The sequence below is a fragment of the Solwaraspora sp. WMMB335 genome (assembly GCF_049179075.1).
In the GTDB taxonomy this organism is placed as follows: domain Bacteria; phylum Actinomycetota; class Actinomycetes; order Mycobacteriales; family Micromonosporaceae; genus Micromonospora_E.
Genome location: NZ_JBMHMF010000001.1, coordinates 1,356,660 through 1,369,854, shown reverse-complemented (window position 1 = coordinate 1,369,854; position 13,195 = coordinate 1,356,660). Strand labels below are relative to the sequence as shown.

Here is a 13,195-nt window from a genome sequence, read left to right as displayed (position 1 = left end):
CGGTCAGGATCGCGCCACGCTACCAGCGTCGGCGGCCGGTCCGCTAACCTGATCATGGTTGCGACCTGCTGATACGTCCTGTGTCGGGCCGTCGTCACCAGGTCAGGGCGGTGACCAGCGCGACGACGGCGCCGGTCAGCAGCGCCAGCCCCACGCAGGCGCCGTTGACGGTGCTGACCGCCAACGACCGCCGCCGGGCGATCGGTGCCGCTACCAGCGCGGCGCCGGTGGTCAGCGCCCCGACCACGTGAATCCAGGGGTAACGCAGGATCACCGCGACCGGAAAGAGATGGACTCCCACGACGAGCGCGATCCAGATCGGGACCAGGTCCGACCGGCGGCGGGCGGCGAGGACACCGACCCCGATGCCGGCGATCGCCACTTCGACGCCGACCACGATGCCGAACCGAGGGCTCGTCGTGGCGTCGAAGACAGTGCCGCCATTCCAGTTGCGCACGGTCAGGATGAGCCCGGTGACCAGGGTCGCGTACGCGGGGATCAGGCCGGCGACGAGCCAGCGGCGCCAGGACTTCGGCGAATGCGGCAACGCCCAACCGAACCAGACCGAGGCGGCGAGTCCGAAGATCGCGCCGGTGGCGGCGGCGTCGCGGAGATGATCAGGGATCACCCGCGCGAGGGTACGCGAGGCTGGCGGCGTCGAGGATCGAGGCTGGCCGCCATCCGGCGGACCGCCGCGACGACGACCTGCGGCGCGGCGGCCAGATTGAGTCGGGCGTGCCCGGCCCCGCCGCTGCCGAAGTCGGGACCGGCGCTGAGCGCCACCCGGCCGCGGTCGCGGAACACCGCGGCCGGGTCGTCGCCCAGCCCGAGCGCCCGGCAGTCCAACCAGGCCAGATAGGTGGCCTGGCCGGGCGCGTACCGTACCTGCGGCAGGTGTGCCGCCAGCTGCTCGACCAGCAGCCGCCGATTCGCGTCGATCGCCGCGCGGACCGTGTCCAGCCAGTCGCCGCCGTCGCGGAACGCCGTCGAGTGCGCGATCACCCCGAGGTGGTTGACCCCGTGGCTGACCTCCTCCGGCAGCCGGGCCAGGTCCCCGGCGGCGGCCGGCCCGGCGACCGCGAGCGCGGCCTTGAGCCCGGCCAGGTTCCAGCCCTTCGACCCGGACAACACCGCCAGGCCGTCGTCGGTGCCGGTCACCGACAGGTACGGCACGAAGCGCACCCCGGGTGCGGTCAACGGCGCATGGATCTCGTCGACCACGACCCGTACCCGGTGGCCGGCAGCCAGGGCTGCGACCGCCGCCAGCTCGTCGGCGGTGTGCACGGTGCCGGTCGGGTTGTGCGGGCTGCACAGCAGGTACGCCGCGCTGCGGGCACCGGACCTGGCCCGGTCGAACGCTGCCGCCAGCGTGTCGAGGTCGAGCCGGCCGCCCGGGGTGAGCGGCGCCTCCAGCACCTGCCGGTCCATGCTGCGCACGAACGCGTAGAACGGCGGGTACACCGGCGGGTTGACGACGACGGTGTCACCGGGCGCGGTGACCAGCTTCAGCATCTCCACCACGCCGAGCATCACGTCCGGCACGATCGCGGTGCGTCCCGGCACCAGCCCGTCCCACCCCCACCGCCGTACGGCGAACCCGGCGACCGCCTCGGCGTAGCCGGCGCCGGTGGCGTACCCGAGGTCACCGGCGCGCACCGCCGCGACGATCGCCTCAGCCACCGGCTCGGGCAGGTCGACATCCATCTCCGCGACCCACACCGGCAGCACGTCCGGCGGGTAGGTGCGCCACTTGACGCTGGTCCGCTGCCGGGCCCGCGCCAGCGGCACCCACACCCCGTCGTCGTCCGGCCGGGTAGTCGTCAATTCAGTCTCCGCTCAGGAGGAGTTCTGCTCAGACGTTGTTCCGCACTGGCATGTGACGCCGCAACGGCCAACGGTGGTCAGTCGGCGGCGGTGACCGGGCGCCAGTCGAGCGGGGTGGACAGCACCATCGTGCTCGACGGCTGGCCGTACGGGGCGAGCCGGTCGATCACGTCCTCGAACGCGTCCATCGACGCCGCCGCCACCTTCAACATGCTGCAGGCGTCCCCGGTGATCCGATGGATCTCCAGGACCTCCGGCCAGGTCGCCACCTGTGGATCCCGCAGGATGCAGTGCGAGCCGTAGCAGGACATCCGGATCAGCGCGACCACCGACCAGCCGGCCCGGGTCAGGTCGACGTGCGCATGGTAGCCGCTGATCACCCCGGACTCCTCCAGCCGGCGTACCCGCTCGGCCACCGCCGGCGGCGACAGGTGCACCCGGCGGGACAGCTCGCTGAACGACAGCCGGGCGTCGGCCTGCAACTCACGCAGCAGCGCCCAATCCATCTCGTCCACGGCGCACTTTCCCTTCGTTAACCGTCCGCCCCAATCTAGCCACTGACCTGCTGGTCAGGATCGCGTACGACCGTTGATCCGGTATTCAGTCGCGGCCAGCAAGTGGGCAATCATGGGCGGCACACGACGCTGAAGGAGGGCCGTGGACGTGAACAGCACCGAGCTGGTCAGCCCGCCGGCCGTGCGGCCGGTGGACGCCGCCGAGCGTGACACCCGGGCGGCGGCCAACGCCGGCGAGCCGACCCTGGAGTTCGGCGGCCGGGTGCCCTACGACGCGTACGTGCACGCCAGCACCCTGCACAGCCTGCAGCGCACGCTCAGCGACGACCCGGGCGAGATGTCGTTCCTGATGGTCAGCCAGATCATGGAGCTGTACTTCGGGTTGACCCGCCATGAGCTGCGGGACGCCCAGCGGTTGCTCCGCGCCGACCGGGTGTGGGAGGCGCTCGCCCCACTGCGTCGCGCCGGGCTGCACCTGGAAGGGCTCAACGCCTCCTGGCAGACCCTGCGCTGGATGACCCCGGCCGACTTCAACCGGTTCCGCAACCTGCTCGGCGAGGGCTCCGGCTTCCAGTCGGCGATGTACCGGCAGCTGGAGTTCCTGCTCGGCATCAGGACCCCGTCGCTGATCCGTCCGTTTCGCCGCCAACCCGAGGTGTACGCCGAGCTCGACGCCGCGCTGCACGCCCCGAGCCTGTGGGACGACGTGATCGCCCTGCTCGCCCGCAGCGGCCACGACATCCCGGCCGAGCTGCTCGACCGCGACGTCGCCGTCGAACACGAGCCACACCCGGCGGTCGAGGACGCCTGGGTCGAGGTGTACCGCGTGAACACCCCGGACAACCACCTGCGGCTGCTCGGCGAGGCGCTGACCGAGGTCGCCGAGCAGTTCGGCGACTGGCGCTACAAGCATCTCAAGGCGGTGCAGCGGACCATGGGTGCCAAGGCCGGCAGCGGCGGCTCGGCCGGGCTGGCCTGGCTGCAGCGCAGCCTGGCCCGCGTGGTGTTCCCCGAGATCTGGTCCGCTCGGACCGGCATGTGACCGGGCCGGCAGGTGAGAGGCGCAGCATGCTGACTGAGGACGACGCCCGCCGTCGCGACGCCGCCGACCCTGGCCACCGCGACCTGTTCCACGTCCCGCCGGCCACCGGCGGCCGGTACGCCGAGGTCGCCTACTTCGCCGGCAACTCGCTCGGCCTGCAACCCAGGGCGACCCGCGCCGACCTGCTCGACGACCTCGACGACTGGGCCCGGCTCGGCGTCGAAGGCCATCTGGAAGCCGGCCGGCCGTGGCTGCCGTACCACGAGTTTCTCACCGGGCCGACCGCGCGACTGGTCGGCGCGTTGCCCAGCGAGGCCGTGGTGATGAACTCGCTGACGGTGAACCTGCACCTGCTGATGGTGTCGTTCTACCGGCCGGCCGGTGACCGCACCCGGATCGTGATCGAGGACTCGGCGTTCCCGTCGGACAGCTACGCGGTGCGCAGCCAGGCCGCCTTCCACGGCCTCGACCCCGACCGTACGGTCGTCCGGCTGCGTCCCCGCCCCGGCGAGGACACGCTGCGCACCGCCGACGTCGTCGACCACCTGCGCGCCGAGGGCGACCGGGTGGCGCTGGTGCTGCTCGGCGGGGTCAACTACCTCACCGGCGAACTGCTCGACATCGCGGCCATCACCGACGCCGGCCGGTCCGCCGGCGCGCTCGTCGGCTGGGACCTGGCGCACGCCGCCGGCAACGTGCCGCTGCGGCTGCACGACTGGGGCGTCGACTTCGCGGCCTGGTGCTCGTACAAGTATCTGAACTCCGGCCCGGGTGCGCTGGCCGGCGCGTACGTGCACGAACGTCACCACGGCGACCCGGCGCTGGCCCGCTTCGAGGGCTGGTGGAGCACCGAGCCGGCGACCCGGTTCGAGATGACGCCGGTGTCCCGGCCGCCGGCCACCGCCGACGCCTGGCAGATCTCCAATCCGCCGATCTTCGCGATGGGCCCGGTCCGCACCTCGCTGCAGATCTTCGACAAGGTCGGGATGCCGGCGCTGCGGGCCCGCAGCGAACGGCTCACCGGCTACCTGGAGCAACTGCTCGACGCGATCCGGCCGGGCCGGCCGATCAGCATCGTCACCCCGCGCGAGTCGCAGCGGCGCGGCTGCCAGCTGTCGCTGCGCGTCGGTGCCGGGGCGAGCGCGGGCACCGCCGGTGGCGGCGCACAGGCGCTGACCGCCCGGCTGCGCCACGAGTACGGGGTGATCACCGACGCCCGGGAACCGGACATCGTCCGGCTCGCCCCGGTGCCGCTCTACTCGACGTACCACGACTGCTGGCGGGCCGCCCAGGCGCTCGCCGCGACGATCCGCCCGACCGGCACCCAGGGAGGCGACGATGACTGACCCGCAACCTGTCGCGGTGGTCGGCGCCGGCCTGGCCGGCAGCCTGCTCGCCTGCTTCCTGGCCCGTCGGGGCCTGCCGGTCACGCTGTACGAGCGTCGGCCCGACCCACGGCGCGGCGCAGCCGAACGCGGCCGGTCGATCAACCTGGCGCTGTCCGAACGCGGCCTGGACGCGCTGCGCCGCATCGGCCTGGCCGACCAGGTGCTCGCCGACGCGCTGCCGATGCGCGGCCGGATGATCCACCCCGTCGACGGCGAGCTCGACTTCCAGCCGTACAGCGCCGACGGGCAGCGGGCGATCAACTCGATCAGCCGGGGCGCGCTCAACAACGCCCTGCTGGATGCCGCCGAGGCCGCGCCCGGCGTGACCGTCGCCTTCGACCACCGCCTCGTCGGCCTGGATCCCGGCACCGGCGAGCTGACCTTCGACACCCCGCGCGGCAAGGTCCAGGCCACCGCGCCGGTCGTGCTCGGAGCCGACGGCGCCGGTTCGGCGGTACGCGGCCAACTGCTCGCCCACGGCCTGGTCGACGAGAGCCTCGACTTCCTGGACTACGGCTACAAGGAGCTGACCGTCCCGGCGGTCGGCGGCGAGTACGCCCTCGACCCGGGTGCGCTGCACATCTGGCCGCGCGGCACCTCGATGATGATCGCGCTGCCCAACCCGGACCGCTCCTTCACCTGCACGCTGTTCTGGCCAACCGGCGGCACGTCGAGCTTCGCCTCACTGAGCAGCCCGGCCGCGATCGAACGGCATTTCCGTACGCACTACCCGGACGTGCCGGCGCTGGCGCCGAACCTGGTCGACGACTACCAGCACAACCCGGTCGGCCTGCTCGGCACGGTGCGCTGCGACCCGTGGCAGGTCGGCGGCCGGGTGGCCCTGGTCGGCGACGCCGCCCACGCGGTGGTGCCGTTCTACGGCCAGGGCGCCAACTGTGCCTTCGAGGACGTCGTCGAGCTCGACCGCTGCCTCGACGACGCCGGCGGCGACTGGGCGGCGGCGCTGCCGCTGTACCAGCAGCGCCGCCAGGACAACGCCGAGGCGATCGCCCGGATGGCGCTGGCCAACTTCGTCGAGATGCGCGACAAGGTCGCCTCCCCGACGTTCCAGACCTTCCGCAAGGTCGAACACGCCCTGGAGCGGGCACTGCCGGGGCGCTACGTGTCCCGCTACGAGATGGTCTCCTTCACCACCATCCCGTACGCCGAGGTCGGGCGACGGGTCCGCCGGCAGCACCAGCTCCTCGCGGCGGTGGTGGCCGGGACGGCGGCGCTGCTGGTAGGGGCACTCGGCGCCGCCGTCACCCGGTCCGTCCGGGCCCGACGGCCTGCCCGGCCTGCCCGGCCAACCCGGTCTGCCCGGTCTGCCCGGAAGGGACGCTGATGACCCTGTGGCATCCGGAACTCTGCGTGGGCCGGCCGGCCGCCGCAGGTCCCGGCCTGTTACGTAACTTCGTCGGCGGCCGGTTCGTCGAGTCGGGCAGACGGTTCCCGAAGGTGTCCCCGGTGACCGGGGAGACCGTCTTCGAGGTGGCCGAGGCGGACTCGGCGACCGTGGACGCGGCGGTGGCGGCGGCCCGGTCGGCGCTGCGCGGCCCGTGGGGCGCGACGGGGGAGCGGGACCGGGCGGCGGTGCTGCGGGCGGTCGCCGACGAGCTGGACCGCCGCTTCGACGACCTGGTCGCCGCCGAGGTCGCCGACACCGGCAAGCCGGTCAGCCAGGCCCGCACGCTGGACATCCCGCGCGGCGCGGCCAACTTTCGGGCGTTCGCGGAGATCGCCGCGACCGCACCGACCGAGTCGTTCACCACGCTCACCCCGACCGGTGGGCGGGCACTGAACTACGCGGTGCGCAAGCCGGTCGGCGTGGTCGCGGTGATCGTGCCGTGGAACCTGCCGCTGCTGCTGCTCACCTGGAAGGTCGCCCCGGCGCTGGCCTGCGGCAACGCGGTGGTGGTCAAGCCCAGTGAGGAGACTCCGGCGTCGGCGACGCTGCTCGCCGAGGTGATGGCGGCGGTCGGCGTACCCGACGGGGTGTTCAACCTGGTGCACGGGTTCGGGCCGGACGCGGCGGGGGAGTGGCTGACCCGGCATCCCGGCGTGGACGCGATCACCTTCACCGGCGAGTCCGCCACCGGATCGGCGATCATGCGGGCCGCCGCCGACGGCGTCAAGGCGGTGTCGTTCGAGTTGGGCGGCAAGAACGCCGGCCTGGTCTTCGCCGACGCCGATTTGGACGCCGCCGTGGCCGGCTCGGTGCGTTCGTCGTTCACCAACGGCGGCCAGGTGTGCCTGTGCACGGAGCGGCTGTACGTGCAGCGCCCCGTCTTCGACGAGTTCGTCACCCGGCTGGCCGGTGCCGCCCGCGACGCCCGCTACGGCTGGCCGACCGACGAGTCGGTCACGACGATGCCGTTGATCTCGCACGGACACCGGGACAAGGTGCTCGGCTACTACGACCTGGCCCGCGCCGAGGGCGCGGACGTCCTCGCCGGTGGCGGGGTGCCGGTGTTCGACGACGCCCGTGACCGGGGCGCGTACGTGGCGCCGACCGTCCTGACCGGACTGCACTGCGGCGCGCGGGTGGTCCGCGAGGAGGTCTTCGGCCCGGTCTGCCACGTCGCCCCGTTCGACACCGAGGAGGAGGCGTTCGCCCTGGCCAACGACTCCGACTACGGCCTGGCCGCCACGGTGTGGACCCGCGACGTCGGGCGGGCGCACCGGGCCGGCGCGCGGCTGGACGCCGGCATCGTCTGGGTCAACACCTGGTTCCTGCGGGACCTGCGGACCCCGTTCGGCGGGGTGAAGGCCTCCGGGGTCGGCCGCGAGGGCGGCGTGCACTCGCTGGACTTCTACTCCGAGCTGACCAACGTCTGTGTGGACCTGACATGACCGGTGACGTGGACATCGAGGCCGCCGTCGCGGCGCTCACCGAGGCGTACGACACGGGCAGTCCGTGCCCGCCGGTGCGCGACCGGCTGCTGCCGGCCGGCGACGTGGACACCGCGTACGCGGTGCAGCGGGCGATGACGGCCGGCTGGGCGGACACCGGGCGGCGGCGGGTCGGCGCGAAGATCGGCCTGACGTCACCGTCGGTGCAGGCCGCGTTCGGTGTCTACCAGCCGGACTTCGGGGTGCTCTTCGCCGACATGGCGGTCTGCGACGGCGACGAGGTCGACCTGGGGCGGTTGATCCAGCCCCGGGTGGAGGCCGAGGTCGCCGTCGTGCTGTCGGCGGACCTGCCGTACGAGCGGGTGACCGTCGTCGACGTGCTGCGCGCCACCGACTTTCTGCTGCCGGCGATCGAGATCGTCGACTCCCGGGTGGCCGGCTGGGACATCTCCATCGTGGACACGGTGGCGGACAACGCCTCCTCCGGGCTGTTCGTGCTCGGTGACCGGCCGGTGCGGCCGGCCGACGTCGACCTGCGCGAGTGCGGGATGGTGCTGGAATCGGCCGGTGAGCCGGTGTCGGTGGGTGCCGGGGCGGCCTGCCTCGGCAACCCGCTGCACGCCCTCGCCTGGCTGGCCTCGACCCTGGCCACCGCCGGGGACCCGCTGCGGGCCGGGGACGTCGTGCTTACCGGTGCGCTCGGCCCGATGGTGCAGGTGAGCCCGGGAGCGGCGTACGAGGCGCGGATCGCCGGGCTCGGCGGCGTACGGACCAGGTTCAGCGGAAAGGGGTGGCAGTGAGCGTCGGCGTAGCGGTGATCGGGTCGGGCAACATCGGCACCGACCTGATGATCAAGGTGTTGCGGCTGTCCGGGTCGCTGGACGTGGTGGCGCTGGTCGGCATCGACCCCGACTCCGACGGGCTGGCCCGGGCCCGCCGGCTCGGCGTGGCGACCACCGCCGACGGGGTCGACGGCCTGGTGGCGATGCCCGAGTTCGCCGACGTGCGACTCGTGTTCGACGCCACCTCGGCCGGCGCGCACCGGCGCAACAACGAGATCCTGCAGGCGCACGGGCGGACCGTCGTCGACCTGACCCCGGCCGCGATCGGCCCGTACGTGGTGCCACCGGTCAACCTGGACGCGCACCTGGGCGAGCCGAACGTCAACATGGTCACCTGCGGCGGGCAGGCCACCGTGCCGGTCGTCGCCGCCGTCGCGGCGGTCGCCCCGGTGGCGTACGCCGAGATCGTCGCCTCGATCGCGTCGCGCTCGGCCGGGCCGGGCACCCGGGCCAACATCGACGAGTTCACCCGGACCACCGCCCGCGCCCTGGAGGTCGTCGGCCGCGCCGGCACCGGCAAGGCGATCATCGTGCTCAACCCGGCCGATCCGCCGCTGCTGATGCGCGACACCGTCTACTGCCTGGTTGCGGCCGGTGCCGACACCGGCGCGATCGCCGCCTCGGTGCGGGCCATGGTGGCGTCGGTCGCCGAGTACGTCCCCGGCTACCGGCTCAAACAACAGGTGCAGTTCGACCCGGTCGACGCTTACGTGCCGGCGCTCGGCGATCGGTTCACCGGCACCCAGGTGTCGGTGTTCCTGGAGGTCTCCGGTGCCGGGCACTACCTGCCCGCGTACGCCGGCAACCTCGACATCATGACCTCGGCGGCGCTGCGCACCGCCGAACGCCTCGTCGCCCTGCGCGCCGCCCAGGAGGTGAGGTGATGACCCGCCTGTACATCCAGGACGTCACCCTGCGCGACGGCATGCACGCCATCGGGCACCGGTACACCGTGGCGCAGGTCCGGGGGATCGCCGCCGCGCTCGACGCGGCCGGGGTCGACGCGATCGAGGTCGCACACGGCGACGGGCTCGCCGGATCGTCCGTGACGTACGGCCACGGCGCGGCCTCCGACGCCGACTGGATCACCGCCGCCGCCGAGTCGATCACCAACGCCCGGCTGACCACCCTGCTGCTGCCCGGCATCGGCACCATCGACGACCTGAAAGCGGCCCGCGACCTCGGAGTCACCAGCGTCCGGATCGCCACCCACTGCACCGAGGCCGACATCGCCGCCCAGCACATCTCGTGGGCGCGGGACAACGGCATGGACGTCGCCGGGTTCCTGATGATGGCGCACCTGAACGACCCGGCCGGGCTCGCCGGCCAGGCCAGACTGATGGAGTCGTACGGCGCGCACTGCGTCTACGTCACCGACTCCGGTGGCCGGCTGCTGATGGACGACGTCGCCGTCCGGGTCGACGCCTACCGGGAGGCCCTCGACCCGGCCACCCAGATCGGCATCCACGCCCACCACAACCTGTCGCTCGGGGTGGCGAACAGCGTCGTCGCGGTGCGGCACGGCACCACCCGGGTCGACGCCTCGCTGGCCGGGATGGGCGCCGGGGCAGGCAACGCTCCTCTGGAGGTGTTCACCGCCGTGGCCGACCTGCACGGCTGGAAACACGGCTGCGACACGTTCGCGTTGATGGACGCCGCCGAGGACCTGGTCCGGCCGCTGCAGGACCGCCCGGTGCGGGTCGACCGGGAAACCCTGTCGCTCGGCTACGCCGGGGTCTACTCCAGCTTTCTGCGCCACGCCGAGCGCGCCGCCGACCGGTACGGCCTCGACGTGCGGTCCATCCTCGTCGAACTCGGCCGGCGGCGGATGGTCGGCGGCCAGGAAGACATGATCACCGACGTGGCCCTCGACCTCGCCAACGGAGCCAACCCGTGACCGTCACCAGCGTAGCCATCGCCGACCTCGCCGCCCGCCTCGACGAGGCGGCGGTCACCGGGACACCGATCCCACAGCTCGCCGCCGACCACGGCATCGACGTCGACACCGCCTACCACGTGCAGCAGGCGCTGGTCGACCGCCGCCTCGCCCGGGGCGAACACCTCGTCGGCGCGAAGATGGGACTGACCAGCAGGGCCAAGATGGCGCAGGTCGGCGTCGAGGAGCCGATCCTCGGCCAGCTCACCGACACCACCGTGGTGCCCGACGGCGGCACCGCCGACATCGGCGGGCTGATCCACCCCCGGGTCGAGCCGGAGATCGCGTTCCTCCTCGACCGGGCGCCGACCCCCGGCACGCCGTTCACCGACGCCGTGCGGGCCGTCGCCCCCGCCCTGGAGGTCATCGACTCCCGGTACGCCAACTTCACCTTCTCGCTGCCCGACGTGATCGCCGACAACACCTCCGCCGCGCTGTTCACCGTCGGCGCCTGGCGACCGGTGCCCGACGGCGTCGACAACCTCGGCGTACTGCTGGAGATCGACGGGCGGACGGTGCAGACCGGATCGACGGCGGCCATCCTCGGCGACCCCCGCCGGGCGCTCGCCGCCGGCGTCGCCCTCGCCGGTCGGCACGGCCCGGCGCTGCGGGCCGGCTGGATCTTCCTCGCCGGTGCGGCCACCGCCGCGGTGCCGCTGGCACCCGGCGCACAGGTGCGGGCCACCGTCCAGGGCCTCGGCACCGCCAGCTTCACCACCACCGGCGGTGCGTCGTGACCGCGCACCTCGTCGCCGGCAAGGCCACCCCACGCGGCGCGTTCCCGCACGTCAAGGTCGCTGGCGGGTTCATCTTCGTCTCCGGGACGTCGAGCCGTCGTCCCGACGACACGATCGCCGGCGCCGAGATCGACTCCTACGGCACCACCCGGCTGGACATCCGCGAGCAGACCGGGGCGGTCATCGCCAACATCGCCGATCTGCTCAGCGTCGCCGGAGCCCACCTGGCCGATCTCGTCTCCGTCACCACGTACCTGGTCAACATGAACGACTTCGGCGGCTACAACCAGGTCTGGGCCGAGTACTTCGACCACACCGGACCGACCCGTACCACCGTCGCGGTGCACCAGCTGCCCCACCCGCACCTGCTCATCGAGATGCAGGCGATCGCCGTGGCATCGCAGACCAGCGCCGTGGCACCGCAGACCGCGACCACCGGAAGGAGCGACAACCGTGACTGACACCGCCGAGCCGGTCAGCCTCCCGAGCTGGATCAGCGAGAACGAGCACCTGCTCAAGCCGCCGGTCAACAACAAGCAGATGTTCCCCACCGGGGACGACTTCATCGTGATGGTCGTCGGCGGCCCCAACCAACGCACCGATTTCCACGTCGACCCGTACGAAGAGTTCTTCTATCAGGTCAAAGGCAACATGCACGTCAACCTGATGACCCCGGACGGGCCGCAGACCGTGCAGATCCGGGAAGGCCAGATGTGGGTGCTGCCGGGCGACACGCCGCACTCGCCGCAGCGTCCCGAGGCCGGCTCGATCGGCGTGGTGATCGAGCGGGTGCGCCAGGAAGGCACCCTGGAGAAGTTCCAGTGGTACTGCCCGCAGTGCGCCAACCTGGTGCACGAGGTCGAGCTGCAGGTCCGGGACATCGTCGCCGACCTGCCGCCGGTGTTCACCGCCTTCTACGCCGACGAGTCGGCCCGCACCTGCGACACGTGCGGCGCGCTGCACCCGGGCAAGGGCTGAGCCGCACCGTGACCGTCGCCGAGCAGACCATCGACGTCCATACCCACCTGGTGCCCAGGGGCTGGCCGGACCTCGCCGCCGCCTGCGGCGGATCTGGTTGGCCGTGGCTGCGGATCGACTCCGAACGCGCCGCCATGATCATGGTAGGGCGCACCGAGTTCCGACCGGTCGGCCCGCCAGCGTGGGATCCGGCCACCCGGATGTCCGACATGGACGACGATGGGGTGGACGTGCAGGTGGTGTCGCCGACACCGGTGTTTTTCTCGTACGACCGGCCGGCCGACCAGGCGGTCAGGGTGGCCCGCATCTTCAACGATCTGGCACTGGAGGTCACCGCGGCCGGTGGTGACCGGCTGATCCCGTTCTGCCAGGTGCCGCTGCAGGACCCGGACGCCGCCTGTGCCGAACTGGACCGCTGCCTGGCCGCCGGGCACGCCGGCGTGGAGATCGGCAACCACGTCGGCGACCGGGATCTCGACGACGCGGGCATCGTCACCTTCCTGCACCACTGCGCGGAGGTGGGGGCGCCGGTGTTCGTCCATCCGTGGGACATGCCCGGCGGACCGCGTTTGGACCGGTGGATGGCCCGCTGGCTGGCCGGCATGCCCGCCGAGACCCACCTGTCGGTGCTGGCGCTGATCCTCGGCGGCGGCTTCGACCGGTTGCCGCGCTCGCTGCGGATCTGTTTCGCCCACGGCGGCGGTAGCTTCCCGTTCTGGCTGGGTCGCGCCGACAATGCCTGGCATCGGCGCGGTGACGTGGTACGCGGCCGGTCGGCGTATCCACCGAGCCGCTACGTCGACCGCTTCTTCGTCGACTCGGTGGTCTTCGACCCGGCGGCGTTGCGGCTGCTGGTCGACACGATGGGCGTCGACCGGGTGCTGCTCGGCAGCGACTACCCGTACCCGTTGGGGGAGCGGCCGGTCGGCGCGGTGGTCGACAAGGCTGACTTCCTCACCGCCGAGCAGCGGACCGCGCTGCGCGGCGGCAACGCCCATCGCTTCCTCACATGCTGAACCGACCTACGTTCAGTTGGTCAGGATCAGCAGCACACTTCTGGGATTCGGTCGCTGAACCAGA

13 protein-coding genes and 1 pseudogene are annotated in these 13,195 nt (G+C 72.5%); 11 read left to right on the top strand and 3 right to left on the bottom strand.

The features are described from left to right. Positions 1–94 precede the first annotated feature (94 nt). From ACN27F_RS05425 to ACN27F_RS05415, 3 genes are all read right to left on the bottom strand, one after another. Complete coding sequence (locus ACN27F_RS05425; RefSeq protein WP_421431504.1) at positions 95–628, bottom strand: hypothetical protein; 534 nt, start codon at positions 626–628, stop codon at positions 95–97. Further along, positions 625–1,824, bottom strand: coding sequence for a MalY/PatB family protein (locus ACN27F_RS05420; RefSeq protein ID WP_421431503.1), 1,200 nt, complete (start codon positions 1,822–1,824; stop codon positions 625–627). The genes ACN27F_RS05425 and ACN27F_RS05420 overlap by 4 nt, the downstream gene beginning before the upstream one ends. A 77-nt stretch (positions 1,825–1,901) precedes the next feature. Continuing rightward, a complete protein-coding gene (locus tag ACN27F_RS05415; RefSeq protein WP_421431502.1) occupies positions 1,902–2,339 on the bottom strand; it encodes an Lrp/AsnC family transcriptional regulator in 438 nt (145 codons plus the stop codon). Positions 2,340–2,487: 148 nt separating this feature from the next. On the opposite strand from ACN27F_RS05415, the gene ACN27F_RS05410 reads away from it, so the two are divergent. The 11 genes and pseudogenes from ACN27F_RS05410 to ACN27F_RS05360 all read left to right on the top strand — a co-directional run bounded on the left by ACN27F_RS05410 (position 2,488) and on the right by ACN27F_RS05360 (position 13,131). Then, positions 2,488–3,381, top strand: coding sequence for a tryptophan 2,3-dioxygenase (locus ACN27F_RS05410; RefSeq protein WP_421431501.1), 894 nt, complete (start codon positions 2,488–2,490; stop codon positions 3,379–3,381). A 26-nt stretch (positions 3,382–3,407) separates the two neighbouring features. Then, positions 3,408–4,727 carry a kynureninase gene (gene kynU / locus ACN27F_RS05405; RefSeq protein ID WP_421431500.1) on the top strand — a complete coding sequence of 440 codons (1,320 nt, stop codon included), beginning with the start codon at positions 3,408–3,410 and terminating at the stop codon, positions 4,725–4,727. After that, positions 4,720–6,048: pseudogene (locus tag ACN27F_RS05400) on the top strand (FAD-dependent oxidoreductase); the annotation flags it as partial. The gene kynU and the pseudogene ACN27F_RS05400, both read left to right, overlap by 8 nt. Positions 6,049–6,113: 65 nt before the next feature. Continuing rightward, complete coding sequence (locus tag ACN27F_RS05395) at positions 6,114–7,622, top strand: 2-hydroxymuconic semialdehyde dehydrogenase (RefSeq protein WP_421431499.1); 1,509 nt, start codon at positions 6,114–6,116, stop codon at positions 7,620–7,622. Then, on the top strand, positions 7,619–8,422 hold the full coding sequence (locus tag ACN27F_RS05390) for a 2-keto-4-pentenoate hydratase (RefSeq protein WP_421431498.1): 804 nt from the start codon (positions 7,619–7,621) through the stop codon (positions 8,420–8,422). The genes ACN27F_RS05395 and ACN27F_RS05390 overlap by 4 nt, the downstream gene beginning before the upstream one ends. After that, positions 8,419–9,348: an acetaldehyde dehydrogenase (acetylating) gene (locus ACN27F_RS05385; RefSeq protein WP_421431497.1), complete on the top strand. Its 930-nt coding sequence runs from the start codon at positions 8,419–8,421 to the stop codon at positions 9,346–9,348. Before ACN27F_RS05390 ends, ACN27F_RS05385 begins: the two co-directional genes overlap by 4 nt. Continuing rightward, a complete protein-coding gene (gene dmpG / locus ACN27F_RS05380; protein ID WP_421431496.1) occupies positions 9,348–10,361 on the top strand; it encodes a 4-hydroxy-2-oxovalerate aldolase in 1,014 nt (337 codons plus the stop codon). The genes ACN27F_RS05385 and dmpG overlap by 1 nt, the downstream gene beginning before the upstream one ends. After that, a complete protein-coding gene (locus tag ACN27F_RS05375) occupies positions 10,358–11,137 on the top strand; it encodes a 2-keto-4-pentenoate hydratase (protein ID WP_421431495.1) in 780 nt (259 codons plus the stop codon). Before dmpG ends, ACN27F_RS05375 begins: the two co-directional genes overlap by 4 nt. After that, the gene (locus ACN27F_RS05370; protein ID WP_421431494.1) at positions 11,134–11,598 is read left to right on the top strand and encodes a RidA family protein; all 465 of its coding nucleotides are present in this window, start codon (positions 11,134–11,136) and stop codon (positions 11,596–11,598) included. The genes ACN27F_RS05375 and ACN27F_RS05370 overlap by 4 nt, the downstream gene beginning before the upstream one ends. Then, positions 11,591–12,115 (top strand): 3-hydroxyanthranilate 3,4-dioxygenase, encoded by a 525-nt coding sequence (locus ACN27F_RS05365; protein ID WP_421431493.1) that lies wholly within the window; start codon positions 11,591–11,593, stop codon positions 12,113–12,115. The genes ACN27F_RS05370 and ACN27F_RS05365 overlap by 8 nt, the downstream gene beginning before the upstream one ends. Continuing rightward, positions 12,085–13,131: an amidohydrolase family protein gene (locus ACN27F_RS05360; protein WP_421431492.1), complete on the top strand. Its 1,047-nt coding sequence runs from the start codon at positions 12,085–12,087 to the stop codon at positions 13,129–13,131. Before ACN27F_RS05365 ends, ACN27F_RS05360 begins: the two co-directional genes overlap by 31 nt. Positions 13,132–13,195: the final 64 nt, after the last annotated feature.